Source organism: Nocardioides sp. (assembly GCF_004803405.1).
Taxonomy (GTDB): domain Bacteria; phylum Actinomycetota; class Actinomycetes; order Propionibacteriales; family Nocardioidaceae; genus Nocardioides; species Nocardioides vastitatis.
On the sequence record NZ_SSXI01000226.1, the window covers coordinates 108,924 to 128,350 of the forward strand.

General features: G+C 68.8%; 17 protein-coding genes. 2 read left to right on the plus strand and 15 right to left on the minus strand.

Features of this window, described 5'->3' with window-relative positions:
* Positions 1–23 precede the first annotated feature (23 nt).
* From E7Z54_RS15665 to E7Z54_RS15685, 5 genes are all read right to left on the minus strand, one after another.
* Entirely contained in the window at positions 24–1,832 is a 1,809-nt protein-coding gene (locus tag E7Z54_RS15665; protein WP_206056276.1) for a CocE/NonD family hydrolase, read from the minus strand.
* A gap of 77 nt (positions 1,833–1,909) precedes the next feature.
* Complete coding sequence (locus tag E7Z54_RS15670; protein ID WP_136435226.1) at positions 1,910–2,347, minus strand: methyltransferase family protein; 438 nt, start codon at positions 2,345–2,347, stop codon at positions 1,910–1,912.
* A 28-nt stretch (positions 2,348–2,375) separates the two neighbouring features.
* Entirely contained in the window at positions 2,376–3,020 is a 645-nt protein-coding gene (locus E7Z54_RS15675; RefSeq protein ID WP_136435228.1) for a LysE family translocator, read from the minus strand.
* A 174-nt stretch (positions 3,021–3,194) separates the two neighbouring features.
* Complete coding sequence (locus E7Z54_RS15680) at positions 3,195–4,016, minus strand: hypothetical protein (protein ID WP_206056278.1); 822 nt, start codon at positions 4,014–4,016, stop codon at positions 3,195–3,197.
* Between the two features lie 226 nt (positions 4,017–4,242).
* Complete coding sequence (locus tag E7Z54_RS15685) at positions 4,243–4,893, minus strand: LuxR C-terminal-related transcriptional regulator (protein WP_240769718.1); 651 nt, start codon at positions 4,891–4,893, stop codon at positions 4,243–4,245.
* A gap of 436 nt (positions 4,894–5,329) precedes the next feature.
* Between E7Z54_RS15685 and E7Z54_RS15690 the strand changes: the two genes are divergently transcribed.
* Entirely contained in the window at positions 5,330–6,697 is a 1,368-nt protein-coding gene (locus tag E7Z54_RS15690; protein ID WP_168798364.1) for a sugar transferase, read from the plus strand.
* A gap of 4 nt (positions 6,698–6,701) precedes the next feature.
* Here E7Z54_RS15690 and E7Z54_RS15695 read toward each other — a convergent pair whose 3' ends face one another.
* Together E7Z54_RS15695 and E7Z54_RS15700 are read right to left on the minus strand one after the other, a co-directional pair.
* The gene (locus E7Z54_RS15695; RefSeq protein ID WP_136435235.1) at positions 6,702–7,394 is read right to left on the minus strand and encodes a response regulator; all 693 of its coding nucleotides are present in this window, start codon (positions 7,392–7,394) and stop codon (positions 6,702–6,704) included.
* Between the two features lie 5 nt (positions 7,395–7,399).
* Positions 7,400–8,773, minus strand: a complete 1,374-nt coding sequence (locus E7Z54_RS15700) for a sensor histidine kinase (RefSeq protein WP_168798365.1) — start codon at positions 8,771–8,773, stop codon at positions 7,400–7,402.
* Between the two features lie 434 nt (positions 8,774–9,207).
* On the opposite strand from E7Z54_RS15700, the gene E7Z54_RS15705 reads away from it, so the two are divergent.
* Positions 9,208–9,891 (plus strand): helix-turn-helix transcriptional regulator, encoded by a 684-nt coding sequence (locus E7Z54_RS15705; RefSeq protein ID WP_136435239.1) that lies wholly within the window; start codon positions 9,208–9,210, stop codon positions 9,889–9,891.
* Here the strand turns inward: E7Z54_RS15705 and E7Z54_RS15710 are convergent.
* The 8 genes from E7Z54_RS15710 to E7Z54_RS15745 form a co-directional block, all read right to left on the minus strand.
* Positions 9,872–10,903, minus strand: a complete 1,032-nt coding sequence (locus E7Z54_RS15710; protein ID WP_168798366.1) for an LCP family protein — start codon at positions 10,901–10,903, stop codon at positions 9,872–9,874. The two genes, E7Z54_RS15705 and E7Z54_RS15710, sit on opposite strands and share 20 nt — an antisense overlap.
* A 355-nt stretch (positions 10,904–11,258) precedes the next feature.
* A complete protein-coding gene (locus E7Z54_RS15715; protein WP_136435242.1) occupies positions 11,259–11,597 on the minus strand; it encodes a hypothetical protein in 339 nt (112 codons plus the stop codon).
* 179 nt (positions 11,598–11,776) lie between these two features.
* Positions 11,777–12,580, minus strand: a complete 804-nt coding sequence (locus E7Z54_RS15720) for a hypothetical protein (RefSeq protein WP_136435244.1) — start codon at positions 12,578–12,580, stop codon at positions 11,777–11,779.
* A 167-nt stretch (positions 12,581–12,747) separates the two neighbouring features.
* A complete protein-coding gene (locus tag E7Z54_RS15725; protein WP_168798367.1) occupies positions 12,748–13,662 on the minus strand; it encodes a calcium-binding protein in 915 nt (304 codons plus the stop codon).
* A 289-nt stretch (positions 13,663–13,951) separates the two neighbouring features.
* Positions 13,952–14,965, minus strand: a complete 1,014-nt coding sequence (locus E7Z54_RS15730; protein WP_136435248.1) for a TerC family protein — start codon at positions 14,963–14,965, stop codon at positions 13,952–13,954.
* A 77-nt stretch (positions 14,966–15,042) separates the two neighbouring features.
* The gene (locus E7Z54_RS15735; RefSeq protein ID WP_136435249.1) at positions 15,043–15,597 is read right to left on the minus strand and encodes a hypothetical protein; all 555 of its coding nucleotides are present in this window, start codon (positions 15,595–15,597) and stop codon (positions 15,043–15,045) included.
* Between the two features lie 5 nt (positions 15,598–15,602).
* A complete protein-coding gene (locus E7Z54_RS15740) occupies positions 15,603–16,982 on the minus strand; it encodes an Nramp family divalent metal transporter (protein WP_168798368.1) in 1,380 nt (459 codons plus the stop codon).
* Positions 16,983–17,264: 282 nt separating this feature from the next.
* Positions 17,265–19,409 (minus strand): acetate--CoA ligase family protein, encoded by a 2,145-nt coding sequence (locus tag E7Z54_RS15745; RefSeq protein ID WP_136435253.1) that lies wholly within the window; start codon positions 19,407–19,409, stop codon positions 17,265–17,267.
* Positions 19,410–19,427: the final 18 nt, after the last annotated feature.

Below are 19,427 nucleotides of genomic sequence, written 5' to 3' on the forward strand. Positions count from 1 at the left end.
CCGCCGGGTCCGTCGTGCTGTCGTCACCTCACGACCGGCAGGCTCAGCGTCTGCGCTGCCCCCGAGGAGATCGTCACCGGCGAGGCGACGAGGCCGCCACGGTAGTTCACCGACCCGCCGGCGACGACCAGCCGGATCTGGTGGCCCGTCGCGAACTCGTGCACGATCGCGGGCAGGGTGACCGTGAACGGCTCGGTCACATCCGGGACCCGGACCGGCGCCTCGGTGCCGTTGATCAGCCGGGCGGTGCCGTCGGGCGCCACGTCGACGACCTTGACGAACAGCACGAGCCGGCCGCCCGGGCCGGCGTTCTGGCTGAGAGCGCTGGTCGGTGCGTCCACCTTGATCCGGACCGTCGGTGAGCCCACCACCCGGAGCGGCGTCCCGAGCGCACGTGTCGACCACGCGGCGAACGTCCCCGGCAGGTCGCGGACCGTCGGGACGACCGGGGCCATGACCGAGCCGAGCACGTCGGCCTGGTCGATCGAGGTCGGTGCGCCGGCCGCCGGGGTGACGAAGGACTGGCCGCCCGGCGCGGCGATGCTGCTGTCGGTCACCAGGGCATCGGCCCCGGACAGCCGCCAGGTGCGCCGGTCGCCCACCGGGAAGGACGTCGCAGTCGCGTAGGCGGGCGCCGCGCTGCCCTGGTAGCTCACCCAGGGCCGGAAGTAGGCGAACTCGGGTCCGGTGTCGCCGCCACGACCCTTCAGGTAGCGCTCGAACCAGCCCAGGATCCGGCCGCTGACGTAGCCCGAGGTCAGTGAGCCCCAGTTGATCTCGCCCGGGGCGGCGGACCCGGAGTGGCCGCCCTGCTGCCAGATCATCTTCGTCTCGGTGCGCTGACTCTGCAGCGCCCGATAGGTCGCGACGGCCTCGTTCAGGTTGAACAGGGTGTCTTGCTGTCCCTGCACGAGGAGGGTGGGCACCCTGACCTTCCTGACGTACGACGCCACCGACGCATGCCGCAGGGCTGCGACGTGCTCGGGCTGGAGGTAGCCGGTGGTCCCCGCGGTGACGAGTGCGGGGCACACGAAGTCGGCGAAGTTGGGGCACGGCACCACGTCCGGCGGCACCTGGCCCAGCTGGAGGTCGCGGGTCATTCCCACCGCGGAGAACCCAGCCGCCCAGTTGATCTTCGCAGCGCCCGGGATGGTGGTCGAGACGCCGGTCTGGCCGGTGTTGTTGGGGCCGAGGCTGTAGCTGAGGTCGTTCCAGGTGATGAGCGGGACGAGGGCGTCCACGCGGGCATCGAGGGAGGCCACCGCGAACTGGAAGCCGCCGCCGTAGGAGCCGCCGAAGGTCCCGACCCGCGGGTCGTCGGCGCGGCGCATCCCGCGGTGGTCGCGAGCGTCCTTCGTGATCACCTCGAGAAGGGGGGCCGGCTGGCTGTGCGCGGCGTCGAGGTAGGCGATCCCGCCGGACCCACCGAGGTAGCTGATGAGCTGGCTCGCCGCCTTGCCGTCGTAGTCCGGGTCGTCGAGCGTGATCTTGCAGCTCGAGCCTCCGAAGCCGAGACCGGAGTAGGACAGCACCGCGTACCCCCGGCTCGCGAACGCGGTGGCGAACGACGCCTGGTCGTTCTTCGACCCGCCGAAGCCGTTGGTCGTCAGGATGGCCGGCACTCGCGACGTGCTGGTCGCCCCGGTCGGCAGATAGATGTCGCCGACGATGTCGCAGACCTGGTCGTCCGCCGGCCCGACGACGACCCGGAAGTGCAGGGTCCGCACCGAGTACGGCGGGGCCGCCGCCGCGGTCGTGGTCGCCGTCAGCGGTATGAGGACCGCCGTGACGAGGGTGGCCAGGGCGACGAGGACGCCGGAGATGCGCTTCACTGTCCGTCCGATCTGCTCCCGGTCGGTCCGGGCCGCAAGGACCCCAACGAGCGTCGTGTGACGCCCGTTACGCGGCCTCAGAGCCAGCGGCGGACGGTGCGGCAGTAGGCGTCGTACTCCGCGCCGAACTGACCGCGCAGCGCAGCCTCCTCGGGACGGACCTGGACCCGGTCGATGATCGCGACGAACGCGGCCACGGGCAGCGCGAGGACCGGCCCGCCACGGGCCACCGCGTGCGATGCGAGCAGGCCGGCCATGCCCAGGTACATCGGGTTCCGGGTGATCCGGTTCGGACCGTCGGTGACCAGCGCGCTCGCCCGGGCCGGGCGCAGCGGGTCGACCGTGGTGTGGTGGCTGGCGAAGCGTTGCGTGCTCCCCACCAGCAGATAGGCGCTGCCAGCAGCCACCGCCGCGGCGACGGCGGCACGGAGTGGACCGGGGCGTCGGTCACCGGCCAGCAGGTGCTGGGCGGTCCCGGCGGCGAGGGCGACCACGGGTGGCGGGACGTGGGGCATGGGCTCAGCCTGCCATCGACGTCAGGCCCTAATGGTTGTTGCTCGTCACCAGCGCGGCCCCGAGCCCGACCATCATCACCCCGCCGGTCGCGCCGAGCGTGTCGAGGCGAGCCGGCTTGCGCGCGAACCAGTCACGCGCCCGGCTCGCCGCCAGCGCCCAGCAGGTGTCCGAACAGATCGCCATCGCGCCGAACAGCGCGCCGAGCAGAACCAGCTGCGGCGCGGCCGGCGCGCCGCCGTCGATGAACTGCGGGAGGAAGGCGACGAAGAAGACGATGGTCTTCGGGTTGGTCGCGCCGACCACGAAGCCCGTGCGCACCGAAGCGAGCCCGGCCCTCGGCGCCGAGGCCAGCGCACCGGCGCTCTCGAGCGCGGCGCGCGCGTCGGCACGGTGCCGGATCGCCTGGATGCCGAGGTAGACGACGTACGCGGCGCCGACCAGCTTGAGAGCGGTGAACGCGGTCGCGGACGCGGCCACCACCGCTCCGAGCCCGACGGCCACCAGGGCGACCTGCGCGAAGAGCCCCAGCGCGTTGCCGATCACTGAGAGCAGCGCGTCCCGGCGCCCCACGGTGAGCGCGCGACCGAGCGTGAACAGCAGGCTCGGTCCAGGCACCTGGATCAGGAGGAAGGAGGCCACCGCGAATGCGGCGAGCTGGCTGGTCGAGGGCACGCGCCGAGTATCCGGCAGCGCCCGCCACGCGCGCGACCCCTTTCCTCATCCGCGGCTCGTCCGCGTCGATCGGCCAGGCATGGAATCCCGGCTCGCTGTTGCCTGAGGTCCCGTCTTCTGGCCATCGACGGTCGTCATGCTCGGCGTACGGTCGAAGGCCTGGTCGGAGCGCCCTCAGAGCGCCGGGTCGAACGGCTCCGTGCCGAGGACCAGCCGTAGCCCGGCGATGCCGGAGTGGTTCTGCGCGTAGGCGAGCTCGTGCGCGAGGTCGCCGATGTTGTTCGACGCCGGGAGCGGCGCCAGGCCCAAGGTCGACAGCGTGCCGACCGCGTTGCCCTCGGCGTCGAGGAAGGCGCTGCCGGAGTCTCCGGGGACCCCCGGGGTCGCCGTGTAGAGCGGGTGGGTCCAGCCACCGTCGGCCGGGTCCTGGCCGAGGCTCACGCCCGTCTTGGGCGAGAGCTCGGTACGACCGCCGCGCAGGCTGGAGTTGCCGTAGCTGTAGACCTTGTCGCCTGCCTGCGTCCCGGTCGTGTTGAGGCCGACCGGGCCGCCCCAGAACGGCACCGTCGGGTTGACCTTGGCCACGTCCGCCGCGGCCACCTTCACCAGCGCGAAGTCGTTGTAGGCGCAGGTGTTGGCGTCGCTCTCGTTGCGCTCCTGCATGGTGTTCCAGCTGCTGTAGGCCAGCGTCCCCCGCCCGACGACGGTGCCGCCGGAGACCAGGCTGCCTCCCTTGTTGAACGTGACCTCGATGTTGAGCGGAAGCGTGCCGGCGTCGCAGCCGTTCGTGTCGGTCGCCGCGCCGGTCCCGGAGCAGTGCGCCGCCTGCCCGAGGTAGACGTTGCCGGCGTCGTCGGTGAACACGAAGTTCGCGGTGCACTGCCCACCGTCGGTGTAGGTCTGCACCCCGGGGTGGATCTCCGCGGTGGCGGCAGGCGCCCAGGTGCTGAGGGTCGGTGCGGCCGTCGCCTCCTGGCCTGCAGCAAGGATGCTCACGCTCAGGACTGCGGCGGAGAGGGCCGCACCGACGGACTTCAAACGAGTACCACGCATTTTCTGGCTCCAGGACTTCGAGGGGGGTCATTGCGCGCCGGCAGGCACACAGTCATGACGGTGTCCGAAGACACACGGTTCAAACGGGTCACTGCGCCCTCACCCGGGATGACTGGCTGCACGCAGTCCCAGGGGACGCCTGGATGACGGACCGACCTTCGGGAGTCTGTCATGCCGAGTGCGGCTCCAGCCAGTGCGCCTTGTGGGCGATCCCCACGGCGGCGAGCTGCGAAGAGACGTGCAGCTTCGCCAGTACGGACTTCACCTGCGACCGCACCGTTGCTTCCGAGACCAATGCCGCGCGAGCGATGTCATGCACGTTCTGTCCGCTCATCAAGGCCGCGAGGATCTCCCGTTCACGCGGCGTCAACGTGTCCAGGCGCGCCCTGACGTCCTGCACCCAGCCCAGCTCCTGCCGGTAACGGCGGAGCAGCCGATCCGCCTCCTCAGGCCCCATGACTGGCCGACCCTCGGCAACTCGACGAACCGTCCTCAGGATCGTGTCGAGTGAGGCCGACTTCGGCAGGACGATCCGGGCGCCGCGCGCGATGCACTCACCCCAGCGTGTCTCGTCCTCGTCGCCGGTGACGACGATGACCGCCACCCCCGCACGCTGGAGCGGCTCGACGAAGCAGACGCCGTCGACCTGGAGTCCCAGGTCGAGGTCCAACAGGACGATCTGGGGCCGGGTCCTGAGGATCGCGGAGCACAGGTGTCGCGCTTGAACTCTCGGATCACTGACCGCCACCGTCCGGACGTCGTGACCCTCGCGGGTGAGTGAGAGCTCGAGCATCTCGACGAACAGCAGGTGGTCGTCCACCACAGTGATCCGGGCGGCCGAGGCCGTGGAGCCCGAAGAAGGGGAACGCAGCTGTGCCTGCGGCGTCGGGTGCCTTGCATTCCCTTGGCGAGCGGAAACCATGTGATCCCCCGGGTGCTGTGTCGGTTACGACGCCACGCACCCGAACTGCGGAGATCCGCGTCTTCTAACAGCCATCGTCACCCGTCATGGCGCATTGATCATCAACCTCGCCGAAATTTAACCGAACGCTCTCGCGGATCTCCTCTGGCCGCGACCGCGAGTGCTCCCGGAGCCCCGTCGCTCCGATCGGAATGCCCGAATTGGGGCATGTGCGGATCTCGCGCGGCTCCTAGGTTGACGAACGTCCCGTGATGGCAGAGCAGGTCTGGGGTGAGCACAGGTGACCGACGCAGCACTCGTGTTGCAGACAGCGTCCGCTGACCAGAAGCGAGCAGTGGACACGCTTGAGTCGAGCCGTGTCCTGGGGTGGACGGCGCCCACCGCTCTGCTGTCCGGGGACTTCGCGGCCGCCATCCTCACGGGTGTACTCGGCGTGCAGAGTGGATGGTTCGCGGCCTCGCCGGTCGCCCTGGGTGTTCTGCTCGCGTTGTGGGTCACCTGCCTGGTCGCATCCCATGCGGCCGATCCGTCGTGGGTGGAGTCCAGGCCCCGGGTGTGCCACCACGTGGTCCGGGCCGGCTGCTCCCTCGCCCTCACGGGAACCGCTGCAACCTTGGTGCTCGCCGACTCACTTGCCCCGCGGGAGGTCTTCGTCCTCGCGGCACTCTGGGTGGCACTCTCGTGCGCGCTCCGGCTCGCCGTCGCGTCGCTCGGTGCGGGCGCGGCACGTGCATCGCGCCCGCTGGTCGTGGTCGGCGACGGCGAGCAGCTCAGCCCGCACGCCCTGGCGACGCTCGAGCGGCGCGTGGGTGGCCCAGTTCCGGTGGCCCAGGTCGTGACCGACGCGTCGGCGCGCCGACCGGACGTGGGGGTAGCACTGGGGGTCGGGGACGTTGCGGGCTACGCCCGTCGGGTGCAGGCGGGGGCCGTGGTCGCGATTCCGGGACCCGGGCTGGACGCGGCGTCGCTGCGACACCTCCAGTGGGAGCTCGAGGGCATTCGGATGCCGTTCTACGTCGACCCGGGAATGGTCGGGGTCGCCTCGACGCGACTGATGCCCGTCGACGTCGGAGGCCTCTCGCTTGTTCGGATCCGGGCGGCCCAGCGTCGGGGCCTGTCGTGGACGGTCATCGGCTGGGCCGGCCGGGTCACCGCGGCAGTCGGCCTGGCGATCCTGTTGCCTGCCCTGGTCCTGATCGCTGTTGCGATCCGGTCGACGTCACCCGGGCCTGCCATCTACCGCCAGGTGCGCGTCGGCCAGCACGGTCGGGTGTTCACGATCTACAAGTTCCGCACCATGGTCGCCGCCCCTCGGCCGACCCTGGTCGACAACGACTTCGACGACGTGCTGTTCAAGCTGCGCAGCGACCCGCGGGTGACGCCGCTAGGACGCTGCCTTAGGCGATACTCACTCGACGAGCTGCCTCAGCTGGCCAATGTCATGCTCGGACACATGCGACTGGTGGGCCCCCGCCCGGCGCTACCCGAGGAGGTGACCGAATACAGCGAGGACGCCCGGCGCAGGCTGGTGGTCAAGCCCGGCATCACCGGCCTGTGGCAGGTCTCGGGACGTTCCGACCTCAGCTGGCAGGAGACGGTCCGCCTGGACCTTCACTACGTCGACAACTGGTCCCCGTGGCTGGACCTGGCGATCCTCTGCCGGACGCCGGGTGCGATCGTCGGACACCGCGGCGCCTACTGAGCCATCAGGCGTCCACCGGCGGCCGCCAGCCCGCATGGTTCGCCAGGCCCACCGCCGCAAGCTGGGAGGACACGTCCAGCTTGGCCAGGATGGACTTCACCTGCGTGCGTACCGTCGCCTCGGAGACGAAGCTGGTGCGAGCCACCTCACGGACCGAGCGGCCGAGAGTGAGTTGCGCCAGCACTTCTCGCTCGCGGCGAGTGAGCCGCCCCAGTCGTTCGCGCTGCTGCTCCACGGCGATCCGATGCTCGTCCCAGCAGGCGAGAAGGTCCTCCCGCTCAGCCGCGGAGACCACCGGCAGGCCTTCTTGGATTCGTCTGACGACGGCCAGCATCTCGTTGAGAGGCTGAGTCTTGGTGAGCGTCTTTCGCGCGCCGTTCCTCATGCACTCACCCCAGAGGCACTTGTCCGCCGAAGCGGTAACCACGACGACATTCGCGCCGGACCGGGCCATCGGATGGATCAGCCGCACGCCGTCGCCGAAGGAGCCGAGGTCGAGATCGAGCAGGACGACGCGCGGACGGAGGCGAGCGACCGTCGCGACCAGCTCACCGCTCCGCGCGCAGTCCGGCAGCGGCAGTCGGCGGGCGTCGTAGCCCTCGATGCTCAGGGCGAGCTCGAGGGACTCGGCGAACACCACGTGGTCCTCGATGATCAGGACCCGCGTCTTCGCGCGAACGGCGGTAGGGGCTGTCATCGTCATTACGAGTCCTCAGGTGGTAGTGGGAGTCCGACTACGAAGGTGGTGCCTATTCCGTTCAGGTCGAGCCGTAGGGAACTGCCTCTCGACGACATCAACTGGTGCGCGAGGTGCAGGCCGATGCCTTGGCCGTTCGAGTCGGGGCCCCGGCCTCCCCACTCGAAGAGCCGACGTCGCACCTCCGCCGGGATCCCAGGCCCGTCATCCCGCACAGCGATCTCCACCGTGCTCGCGGTGCGAACGACCTCGACGACGGTCTCGGAGTCGGGCGCATGCCGGGCCGCGTTGTCGAGCAGGATGCTGATGACCTCTGCGACCGCGTCAGCGTCGCCGACGGCGACCTCGGCGCTCGGACGCCAGTGGATCCGGCGACCGAGAGCCTTCTGACCGGTGATGAGTGGCCGGATCACCTGGTCGACGTCCAGCAGGCGAGGCTCAGACCCATGCGGTCTGCCGTCCTCCCTCGAGCCGTTCGTCACCAGGCGGTTGCCGCCGAGCAGTCGTGCGAGCCGGTTCGATTCGCTCTCCAGCATCTCCTCCAGCCTCCGGCGATCCTCGGCTCGGATGGCGTCATGGCGGTTGATGAGGCTCGAGGCTGCGGCGATGCCGGCGATCGAGTTCGTGATCTCATGCAACCGCGCACGACTGTGGCGGTTGCTCGCCTCGATCTCCGCGATGCTCTCGGACAGGTCGACCACCGCTGAGCTCTGCTCCAGGAGCGCCCATCGGAGGACGGCTGCCGCTGCGCTCGCCATACAGACCGCAGCGGTGACACCGGCGACGACTGCGACAGCTGAAGTCGCTCCCGCGGCCGGCTGGCTGATCGCGACCTGGTTGACCACCAAGGCGACCGTGCCCACCGCCAGCCGCCTGACACACCAGCTGGGGAGGTCGCGCAGGCGCAGCGCCGCGTGAGCGATGGCCGCAGCGATCAGAACCAGGACGAGGTCGACCGCGAGCATCGGCGGGCTGGTCATGGGCAGCTCGGGGCCCAACCGGTTCGCCGCCACGCAGCAGGCGGCGACGAACAGGCCCAGCACCAGTCCTGCCACCATCGGGTCGACGCGCAGCGGTGCCCGGGCTGCGAAGACGACGGCAGTGAGGACGAGGATGCCGACAGGTAGGTGAACGAGGAGGACCCACTCCGGCCGGCCGACGAAGAAGTCGACGTCTGCGGTCCGGAGACCGGCGAGGGTGGCGCCTTGGACGGCGTAGACGGTCAGGCAGAGGGTGAGCCAGCCGGCCTCGCCAGACTCGGTTCCGCGGAAGTACAGGTACAGCAGGACGGCGGCGCCCAGAACCACGGGGAAGACCACCAACTGCGTGGCCGTGGCGATGCCCTCGGAGGAGCGCATCTTCGGCGCCAGGATCGTCACGCCTACCAACGGCAGGATCACGAGCGCAGTGACAACTGCGGTTGCCGCCGGGTTCCAGATCGATCGCGGATAGCGTTGAAGCATCAGTGACGGCCCCCCGAGCGGGCTGCGGGCACTTCTGCCGGTGCGGGGTTCCGCGCCACGCCGGCCCGGAGGGTGGTGCTCCCCGACTGCCTGATCCACATCACCAATCGAAGGTAGGAACCGGGTCGCTGATAACACAGTCCTTTGGGGACGGATACCTCAAATTGGTGACTGGACCACTCGAGGCGACGGGGCTCGGCCGCCGGCCGTCGCCCTTCGCGGCATCCCCAATTTCAGGCAGCACCGCCCATGTTCCGTCCGCCCGGTCGCGACCGGAGAAAGGATGCGACGTCCGGAGGGAGACGGGAGGGCAGAGACATGGGCGATGCCATTGCCAGACGCGACCGGGCATGACCGGAATCGAAGTCGCAGTAGCCGCCGATCGGGCTCTCGTCGCCGAAACGCTGTCCGCGGCGGTGGCCGCCTGCGGCCTGACGGTGGTCCGCCTCCCGTGGGAAGGCACCCCGGAGCCGAGCAGCCGGCCGTGGCGGGGGCGCAGAGCTCCAGCGGATCAAGCCATCCTGCTCTGTGACCTGGGCCCGGCGACGATCGATCCGGCGCGGCGCCTGTTGATGGCGTACCCGAGCCGCTGGATCCTGTTGACCGACACGCCTCGAGGCCCCGAGTGGGGAGCGCTGCTGGAGCTCGGCGTGGTCGGAGTGCTGCCGAGTCGCATCACGCTCGATGACCTGGTCACGGTCATCGAGGAGCTCGCCGCCGGTCGTCAGCCCGTCGAGGTCCCGGGCCGCGACGAGCTCGTGGCAGCCTGGCACGACGCGCGGGCACTCGAGGCCGCCGCCAGCGCGCACCTGAGGACGCTGACCCGCCGTGAGCGGGAGATCCTCGAGCTGCTCGCATCGGGTCTGACCGTCCCCCAGATCGCCGAGCTCAATGACTCCTCACCGTCGACGGTGCGCACCCAGATCAGGTCAGTGCTCCGCAAGCTCGGTGTGCACTCCCAGCTGGCCGCAGTCGCCCTGCTCGTCCGTGCTGAGGGGCGAGAGCCCGGCGGGCTCAACGGACGTCGTCCGTGAGCTCCACGTCGGGGTTGTGGTCCGCCCAGTCCGCGACCTGATCGTCGCGGACCGCCTTCCACAGCGCCCGACCGCGACGGTCGTGAAGACGGACCACGCTCTGGGCGCCCTCCCACCCGAACTCAGCGACGGGAGTGGTCAGGAAGCGCGTCCGGGTGGCGTCCAGGTCACGCAGGGACCATCCGAGCCGTGCCATGTCGTCGGTCGACCACCCGGCATCAACGCTGACGTTGTCCGCCACCACGCGGAGAAGGCGGAAAACCTCCAACGGACCCCCACCGGAGATCCGCTCCAGGGTGTCGGCCAGGACCAGGCGCAGGAAGTTCTGCTGGCGGCGGGCGCGGTCGAGGTCGCCCCCGGGGAGGCCGTAGCGCTGCCCGACGTAGTCGAGGGCGTCCTGGCCGTCGAGCGTGTGTGGTCCGGCGGTCCAGGTGATGCCACGCGCCGAGTCGTGGACGGTCTCAGGTACGTCGACCGTGACGCCACCGAGCGCGTCGGTCAGCTGCCGAAGACCCTCCCAGTCGATGATGGCGAGGTGGTCGATCCGGACGCGGGTCAGCCGCTCCACGGTCGCCACCGCGAGCCGCGGGCCGCCGTACGAGAACGCGGCATTGATCTTGGCACTGCCGTGCCCGGGTATCTCGACCCACGAGTCGCGCGGCAACGAGATCACCGACATGCCATCCCGGTCGCCGTCGATGTGTACGACCAGCATCGCGTCCGTCCGCTGCGCGCCCGGCTCCCATGCCCTGCCAGCCGCCCGTGCGCCCGTGGTCTGCGCGGTTGATCGTCGGTCCGTGCCGAGAAACAGGATGTTGACCGGCTTCCGCCCCGGACGAGCCCGTGGCATCGGGGGTCGGTCGGGCAGGTCGGTGAACACGCCCTCGATCCGGTCGACCGGCGCCACGAGCGTGCGCTCGAGATAGACCGTGATCGAGACGGCGATGGAGACGACGACCAGCGTCACCACCACAGCCGCGCGGGTCCAGGCCCGGCGTCGTCTGGTCGCCATCCTCGGCCCCCCGTGTCGGTGTCCTTCACGACGGTGCGTCAGGCGTGGCGTCCCAGGTCGGCTCGCGGGCCGACGTCCCCACAACTGGGGAAGCCGCTGTGATCCGTCACGCCGCCACGGGATGCGCGCCGAGAGGAGGTTCTCGACCGCGCGCGGGTAGCGCGATCCCTCGCCGATGAGGTGCTCGGTGATGTCGCTCAGCCACAGCTGGTTCAGCGGGTCGCGATGCACCCGGTCGTCCTGGACCGCCCCGGCGGTTGGGGGCGGTGCGGTCGTCTCCTCGGGTGTGACCGACGGATCGGCGCCATCGCGCGGGAGCGCGATGGCGCCGACCTTCGGAGTCGTGAACCTCAGCTCACTTCTTGGTGTCCTCGCAGGTGAAGTCCGAGAGGACCAGCCTGCCGGGCAGGTTCGTGGACGCATCGATCAGCGTGCCGGCCGACTCGACCCTGAAGTGCTGCGTCGAGTTGGTGATCTTGCTCGGCCCCACCGTCCAGACGGTTCCGTCCGAGAAGGACGCGGTCAACGTGCCCGGGGCCGCCCCGCCGGTCTGGTTGTTCACGAAATGCCACGCTCCGACCGCATCGCCGCAGCTCTGGCCCTGGGCATTGCTGAGCTCTGCGGCGATCGCCGGCGAGCTGACACCGACGAGGGCGACCGCAGCCGCCGTCACCAAGAGTTTTCTGTGCTTCATCGTTTGTCCCTTGTCTCGAAGAGCCGTGGGCGCCCTGCCGCACGGTGACCGCTGCCCGGGACGTGCTGGCTCCGGTTCAGGGCTCTCGCCACCGTGCCGGGTCGGGAATGGGGATGAGCCGACTGGAACTACCGATTAGCCAATTTCGGGTAGCTGATCCGACCCCGAAGCAGACCAGCTCACTCCGGGGACGGGCCGACCTCTCCGAGGAGCGCGAGCCGGTTCCCCTGGCCGTCGGTGGAAAGCGCGAAGTCGACCCACGTCTGGTTGTTGTCGGTGGTCTCCTCCTGGAACGTCCCGCCTTCGTCGGCGACGGCGAAGATGCGGTAGTCCCCGTCGGCGAGGCCATCGATGTCGATGCTCTGGCCGGGAAGGTCCCAGTTGTAGTGGTCGGCCCATCCGGGTGTGAGGCCCATGACCAGGTGGGTGGAGTCCTCGCGGCCGCAGCCCTCGCGGGGGTAGACGGGCTCGTCCGGCCCCATGCCGACGTCGGCGCGCTTGAAGTCGTAGATGCAGAACCCGACCTTGTGGTCCGTGCGCGCCGTGCCGGTGGGCTTGCCGTCCTCGCCCAGGGCCTGGAGGTGATAGACCACATAGCGCTTCACGTGCCAGTGCTCATGCCCGTCACCACCCCAGACCGCCTCGGCCGGAGTGCGGACATGCTCGGCGCCCCCCTCGTCGTACGGGATGTCCTGGGTGAGGGTCCAGGACCCGTCCTGGCCCTTGTCGGCGGTCAGGTGAAAGTCGCCTTCGCCCACATTGACGACGGTCGAGCTGAACTCGACGGTCCAGCTGTCCCCGGCCTTCTTGGTGTGGAGATCGGTCGGCGGCACCGGGACGAGATCGGGCAGCTGCGGCGACCCGGACGCCGGTTCCGACCACCGGGCTTCGGCATCTCCCTCGCAGCCGGCGGCGAGCGCCACCAGCAACACCGAGCACACCACAGCAGCCGGTGTGGTGATGCGGTTCCCGGCGGAATGCATCTCCCGATGGTCGCAGGAGTCGTGCGGCTTCGGAGTGGATCGGCAGACTTCGTGCCCCGGCGAGCTGGGCGCCGATCAACGGGTCCGTCTGAAGCTCTGCTGCCCCACGCCAACGCGAGTGGGGCGACGGCGGCGACCGCCGTCGCCCCATCCCGTGGGGTACGCCGTCAGGGGTTGCAGTTCGTCGCGGTTTCGACCTGAATGCAGGTGTTGCTGCCAGCGCCGCCGTCGGCCTCGTCACTGGCGCCCTCGCCGCCGTCGATGACGTCGGAGAAGCCGCCGTCCACCGCGTCCAGGGCTGCCGTCGCGGTCCCCTTGGCGATGTCGCCGTAGAGCAGGTCGCTGCCGACGCCGCCGAAGATGGTGTCGTCGTTGCCGCGGCTCGACCAGGTCGCTCCCGGGGAGACGTTGCCGGTCTCGAAATCGCCGTACACCGTGTCGTTGCCGGCGCCGGCTTCGATGTAGTCGTCGCCGCCCTCCAGCATGACGGCCTTGGCTCCGAGGAACCCGGTCTTGCCGTCCCCGTAGATGACGTCGGAGCCCTCGCCGCCGTAGATCACGTTGTGCCCGGCGTCGAACGTCACGATGGCGACGATGCGCACCTCTTCCACGTTGCCGTAGATGACGTCGGCGCCCTCACCACCGTGAATGGTGTCGGAAGCGCTGAGCGCGGCGACCCCGCTCTCGCTGTCGAAGTTCTGGAAGTCGCCGAAGATGACGTCGGAGCCCCCGTCGCCGTAGATGGTGTCGTTGCCGCTTCGGTAGAGCACCGGGCCGGGGGTGTGCACCTCACCGTAGATCGTGTCGGTCCCGCCACCGCCGCAGATCACGTCGTTGCCGTCGAGACCGGAGATGACGTCGTTGCCATCCAGACCGACGATCACGTCGACTCCGTCGGTCCCGGTGAGGGTGTCGTCGCCGTCGGTGCCGACGATGCTGGCGGTCTGTCCGCCGCAGGCGACGTCGGCCTGCGCCGCAGATGCCGAGACGGGCACGACGAGCAGACCGAGGCAGCCGGCGGCAGACAGCAGGGCGGTGGCGCGGGCCTGGGGCCAGGCAGCAGTGTTGAAGGGCAGAGGCATGGGGCATCCTTCCGAGACGCAGGGTGCGAAGTGGACGACCAGGCGAGCTGAACTGTTGGTCGGCATCGAGAGCGTAGGGGTGCCGTTGTATCCCTACAAGGATGAACTCGGAGGTGAGCCCCGTCTGCATTGAGATGGAGCAGGCTCCGGGGCCGTTCGAGATCGACGTGGTCGCACACTGGGGGCACACCCTGAAGGGGGAGCGCGCCTGGACGATGACCGTCACGTCTACCTCGGACAGACCGAGACATCGCAATCCGCAACCGGGGCCACTCCCGGGTGTGGCAGCTCAGCGCTCGTCCAGGAACTCCTCGGCCGGGGCATATGCCATGACCCGCTCCGCCTTGCCGGCCCGCTCCTTCTTGGACATGCTCGCGGACTTCATCAGGCTCAGGATCGCAGTGACGGTGAGGGTCACGAGGATCACCGTGAGCGACACCAGGATCGGGATCTCCGGCGCCCAGGCGACACCGTTGTGGTGGGCCGCCTCGAGGATGAGCTTGACGCCGATGAAGCCGAGCACGATGGCCAGCCCGTAGGAGAGGTACACGAGGCGGTCGAGCAGACCGCCGATCAGGAAGTACAGCTGGCGCAGCCCCATCAGCGCGAACACGTTCGCGGTGAAGACGATGTACGGCTCCTTGGTGAGCCCGAAGATCGCGGGAATCGAGTCGAGGGCGAAGATCAGGTCGGTGGTTCCGATCGCGATCATGACGATCAGCATCGGCGTCACCAGGCGTTTGCCGTCGATGCGAGCGATCAGCGACGCGCCCCGGTACTCGTCCGTCGACGGGAGCACCCGGGCCGTCGCTCGGAGCACAGGGTTCTCCTTGAACTCCTCCTCGCCTTCGTCCGCGGTGGCGAGCTTCCAGGCGGTGTAGACGAGGAACGCACCGAAGACGAAGAACACCCAGTCGAAGCGCGCGATGGCCTCGGCGCCGAGCGCGATGAAGACTCCTCGCAGCACCAGTGACAGCGCGATGCCGATCAGCAGCACCTTCTGCTGGTAGTCGCGGGGCACGGCGAACTTGGCCATGATGAGCAGGAACACGAACAGGTTGTCGACCGAGAGCGAGTATTCGGTCAGCCAGCCCGCGAAGAACTCACCGCCGATGGTTCCGTCGACGAACATCGTCAGGCCGAGGCCGAACAGCACGGCCAGGCTGACGTAGATCGACACCCAGATCGACGCCTCACGCAGCGATGGCTCGTGCGGCTTGAGGGCCACGATCACGAAGTCCACGGCCAGCACGCTGATCGTGGCGAGGATCGTGATGATCCATACCGATGACGAAACGTCCATGCTCTTGTTCCTTCTCCAGGCAAGGGAGGGTCAGGGGCCTCGCTCGACGCGGGGCTCCACCCCTCGATCAACTCGGTCTAGGCGCCGACGGCGCGCTGCTTCTTGTGGGCACGCATGGCAGCTCGCCGCTGCTTCTGCTCGAACACCCGCTGCGCGTACGTCAGGTACGCCGCGGCCAGCCCGGCGGCCAGGCGGTTGTGGTCGCGGATGCGCAGCAACCACGGTGGTGCGAGCCTCTCGTGCAGCCAGATGAAGCCGAACGCGAGGCCGGGCGCGAGTAGCGCGTTGTACAGGTAGAAGGCCACTAGGTCGGTCGACAGGCCCAGACTTCCGTCGAGGTAGACGCCCGCCGAGGTCTCCTGCACGATGCGGCTGACCGGGTAGCCGACCAGCCAGAACAGGGCGCACGGCGCGTAGACGCCCACCCGCGCGATGCCTTGCGCACACAGGATCGTGTACGTACCGCCGAAGAGCGCCATCGGGATCCCCAGCCCGAGCGCGTTGACGAGGGCAAGGCCCGGCGACAGGCCCACCACGAGGGTCGCCAGCCCGGCGAACACGCCGGCCATGGCCCCGACCCCGGCCCCGGGGAGCATGAGCTCCCCGAGGCCGGCGAGTCGTGATCTCTTCACGGTGATCAACCCATGTCCGCGACACCGAAGACGAGCACGCTGTAGAGCAGCATGCCGAGGTAGAACACCGCAGCGAACCCGATGATCACGTTGGAGACGATGCCCGGCCTGATCGGCTTCGGCAGGATCCGGTTGTTCACCAACAGCAATGTCACGCAGTAAGCGCCCATGGCGAACGTGGACAGGAACGCCAGGATGTCCAGCACCGCTCCCGGGCCGTCAGCGGGACCCCAGTTCACGATGATGATTCCGAAGGCCACCACGCCCCAGAGGAACGCGCCGTACAGCTTCGGCATGCCGATCTTCTTGGCACCCTTGACGTTGTTGAACACCATGTCGGCCTGACCACGTGAGAACGAGTCGAACAGACCCAGCGTGGCGTTGAGACCGATCAGCGCGATGAACCCGAGGAAGATCCCGCCCAGCGCCTCGGTACCGGCCGCCGAGAAGGCGTCCGCCATCGCCGGCAGCGCCGCGTCGCGGTCGCCGTCCAGCAGACTTGCCTTCACGGTCGTGCTCTGCCTCGACGCCGCCATCGCCATCACCGTGAACGAGACGGTGACCAGCATGGTGACGCCCCAGAACAGGAAGAGGGCGTCGAAAGTGATCCACTTGCGCCAGCCCTTCCACTTCTCCATCTCCACCGGGTCCTCGGTGTCGAACATGAACCCACGCGCCGGCATCGCGACGACATCGGTCTCCCTGGCGTGGGCCACGCCTGCGAGCTTCGGGATGTGCGCGCCCATGGCCGCGCCGCTCTCCCGCAGGTGCAGCGTGTACCACATCTGCTGCATGCCCGACGGGCCGGCGAAGGCGATCGAGCCGACGACGACCGGGAACCAGGCCGCGGTCATCATGCCGTCGGGGAAGTAGCCGAAGGCGAACATGCCGGTCAGGGTCGCGCCCAGGTCGGCCAGGCTGCCGACCATCGAGGCGATGATGGCGGTGCCGATGACCAGACAGCCGATCAGGACGCCGAGCACCTTCTCCAGCAGGTCGTAGATGACCCGGGCCGCGGTGAACACCACAGCCACCAGGACCAGCGCGATGGTGCCGGTGATCTGCCAGGGAATCCCCGTGAGGTTCTCGAACGCACCGGCGCCGGCAGACATGTGACCGGGCCAGATGTAGACGCCGATCGCCGTGGCGAAGAAGAACCACATCAATGGCTTGAACACACGCGCCGCGCCCGTGAAGATACTCTCCCCGGTCGCCATCGCATAGCGGGCCATCTCCAGCATGACGACGGCCTGGAGCGAGACACCGATGAGGAAGAACCACCGGATGTCCGGGCCGAACACGACCACCAGGCGCGGCCACATGAACGACTCGCCCATGCCCACGCCGAGCGCGAGCAGGAACACCGTCGGCCCGAGGATGTGCATCGATGGTGGTGCTTCTGGCAGCTTGCGGATGGGCAACGGGTCGAGCCCACCGGCGTGCCATACCTTCTCGGTGGTGGCAGAACTGGGTTCCTTCTCGGGAACCTCTGAAGATGAGACTGTGACGTCCAAGGCAAGGCCTCCTTATATCAACGTCAGCGACGAACATTCCGACGATTTGATCTGGCATGGGAAACACCCAGGGCCATTCAGTTGCCTCACCCGCTCTCAGGTCTCCGTTGACCGTTCTCACTTCATCGGCCACCTCGCGTGGCCGCCCAAGTCTCAGCCGCCGAGTGTCCCCGCGTTCCGGGCCCACCGGTACTTCGCACCGAGCACGTCGACGGGCATCTCGGTGGTGTAGGGATAGGCCACGACGCCGCGCTCGTACAGGTACGTGCTGGCCTCCTCGACCTCGACGTCACCGGAGAGGGAGGCGACCACGGGCTTCTCGATGCCCTTGGCGCGGTACTCCTCCACCACCTCGGCGACGAGCTTCGCGAAGACCATCGGCGGCGTCACGATCGTGTGCCAGTAGCCGAGGATCAAAGCATGAATCCGATCGTCCTCCAGGCCCAGCGCGATCGTGTTCCGGTACGTCGACGGCGGCTCCCCGCCGGTGATGTCGACCGGGTTGCCGGAGGCTCCGAACGGCGGGATGTACTCGTCGAACTTCGCCGCGAGGTCCTCTGGCATGTCCATCAGTGTCATGCCGTTGTCCACCACCGCGTCGGAGAGCAGCACGCCCGAGCCGCCGGCGCCCGTGATGATCAGGACGTTCTCACCCTTCGGCGTGGGAAGCTTCGGCACGCCCCGGGCGAACTCGAGCAGATGGCTCAGGCCCGGCGCCCGGATCACACCGGACTGCCTGAGGATGTCGTCGTACACCTTGTCGTTGCCGGCCAGCGCGCCCGTGTGCGAGCTCGCCGCCCGGGCGCCCATGTCGGTGCGTCCGGCCTTGAGCACGACGACCGGCTTCTTCTTGGAGACCCGTGAGGCGATCTCGGCGAACGAGCGCCCGTCCTTCAGGTCCTCCAGGTGCATCGCGATCAGCTGCGTGTTGTCGTCGGACTCGAAGAACGTGAGCAGGTCGTCCTCGTCGATGTCGGCCTTGTTGCCCACGCCGACGATCGAGGAGACGCCCATCTTCGACGACCGGCTGAATCCGAGGATGGCCATGCCGATGCCGCCGCTCTGGGAGGACAGCGCCACGCTGCCCTTGACGTCGTACGGCGTGCAGAACGTCGCACAGAGGCTCTCCGGCGTGTAGTAGTAGCCGTAGATGTTCGGGCCCAGGATCCGCACGCCGTGCTTACGGGCCACTGCGACGGCCTCGTCCTGCAGCTCCTGATTACCGGTCTCGGCGAAGCCGGACGGGATGAGGATCGCGCCGGCGACGCCCTTCTCACCGCACTGCTCGAGCGCCCCGGCGACGAACTTCGCCGGCACCGCGAACACAGCGACGTCGACATCGCCGGGGACGTCGGTGATGCTCTTGTAGGCGGGCAGGTCGAGCACGGTGTCGGACTTCGGGTTGATCGGGAAGATCGAGCCCCGGTATCCGCCGTTGATGAGGTTCCTCATCACCGAGTTGCCGATCTTGCCCTCCTCGTTGGAGGCGCCGATCACGGCGATCGCCTTCGGCTTCATGATCCGGTTCATCGACGCGAGGATCTCGTCCTGCGTGAACTGCACCGGCTGCTGGCCGCCCTCGGGGTCGACGATGATCCGTACGTCGACAGCCGTTGCGCCGTCGGGGCCGGCGAGCACCGGGTTCAGGTCGACCTCCGAGAACTGCGGGAAGTCGTTGACCAGGTCGGAGAGGCCGGTGATGATGCCGGTCAGCGCCTCCTTGTCGACTGCCTTGGCGCCACGCACGCCGTTGAGAATCTCTGCGGCCCCGATGCCCTCGACCATCGACATGGCCTCGTCGTGCGTGGTGGGAGCGAGGCGGAACGTGATGTCCTTGAGCACCTCGACGAGCACGCCTCCGAGGCCGAACGCGACGACCTTGCCGAACGCCGGGTCGGTGACGGCACCGACGATGACCTCCTGCACGTCGGCGCCCGTGTCGAGCATCTTCTGAACCTGGACGCCGATGATGTCGGCGTCGGCCTGGTAGGCCTTCGCGCTGGCGAGGATCTGGTCGTACGCCTCACGTGCGGCGTCCTCGCTGTCGACGCCGACGACCACACCACCGGCGTCGGTCTTGTGGAGGATGTCGGGCGAGACGATCTTCAGCACGACCGGGAATCCGATCTCCCTGCTGAGCTTCGCGGCCTCGCCACCCGAGGTCGCGAGCGCCTCGCCTGGCGTCGGGATGCCGTAGGCGTCGGCCACGAGCTTCGCCTCGGGAGCGCTGAGACTGGTCCGCCCGTCGGCCAGCGCCTTGTCGAGAATCTCCTGGACGGTTTCGCGGTCGTGTGCCATGCCTACTCCTGTTTCTGG

Excerpts from the sequence above, each read along its gene's own strand:
- E7Z54_RS15745 (WP_136435253.1), bottom strand. The coding sequence starts at position 19,409 with ATGGCACACGACCGCGAAACCGTCCAGGAGATTCTCGACAAGGCGCTG.
- E7Z54_RS15705 (WP_136435239.1), top strand. The coding sequence starts at position 9,208 with ATGACCGGAATCGAAGTCGCAGTAGCCGCCGATCGGGCTCTCGTCGCC.
- E7Z54_RS15670 (WP_136435226.1), bottom strand. The coding sequence starts at position 2,347 with ATGCCCCACGTCCCGCCACCCGTGGTCGCCCTCGCCGCCGGGACCGCC.
- E7Z54_RS15715 (WP_136435242.1), bottom strand. The coding sequence starts at position 11,597 with ATGAAGCACAGAAAACTCTTGGTGACGGCGGCTGCGGTCGCCCTCGTC.
- E7Z54_RS15710 (WP_168798366.1), bottom strand. The coding sequence starts at position 10,903 with ATGGCGACCAGACGACGCCGGGCCTGGACCCGCGCGGCTGTGGTGGTG.
- E7Z54_RS15740 (WP_168798368.1), bottom strand. The coding sequence starts at position 16,982 with ATGCACATCCTCGGGCCGACGGTGTTCCTGCTCGCGCTCGGCGTGGGC.
- E7Z54_RS15730 (WP_136435248.1), bottom strand. The coding sequence starts at position 14,965 with ATGGACGTTTCGTCATCGGTATGGATCATCACGATCCTCGCCACGATC.
- E7Z54_RS15695 (WP_136435235.1), bottom strand. The coding sequence starts at position 7,394 with ATGACAGCCCCTACCGCCGTTCGCGCGAAGACGCGGGTCCTGATCATC.
- E7Z54_RS15720 (WP_136435244.1), bottom strand. The coding sequence starts at position 12,580 with ATGCATTCCGCCGGGAACCGCATCACCACACCGGCTGCTGTGGTGTGC.
- E7Z54_RS15725 (WP_168798367.1), bottom strand. The coding sequence starts at position 13,662 with ATGCCTCTGCCCTTCAACACTGCTGCCTGGCCCCAGGCCCGCGCCACC.